1 protein-coding gene is annotated in these 289 nt (G+C 41.9%); it reads left to right on the top strand.

From position 1 onward, the window contains the following. On the top strand, positions 1-289 hold a 289-nt coding region (locus ACSG5Z_RS31535), incomplete at both ends, for a hypothetical protein (RefSeq protein WP_435712921.1).

The following is a 289-nucleotide window of genomic DNA, read 5'->3' as shown; positions in this document are numbered from 1 at the left end:
AACGTATACAGTTCAAATAACGAATACAGGAACAGTAACAGCTACTGAGGTTCAGTTTATTGATACGATTTCAGCAGGAGCGTCATTTGTACCAAGTAGTGTAACTATAAATGGAGCCCCGCAACCAAACTTAAATCCGATTACTGGCTTTGGAGGTGGAGATATACCAGTTGGAGAAACAGTTATCGTGACGTTTCAAGCGACAGTTACAAACATCCCGTCATCAGGAACCATTACGAACGTTGCAAAAATAACAGGAAGCTTTACTTTAGTACCAGGAGAGCTGCCG

This window comes from Bacillus pretiosus (genome assembly GCF_051294775.1).
Lineage (GTDB): Bacteria > Bacillota > Bacilli > Bacillales > Bacillaceae_G > Bacillus_A > Bacillus_A wiedmannii.
The sequence above is the reverse complement of the archived record's forward strand: the minus strand, read 5'-3'. Positions and strand labels throughout refer to the sequence as shown.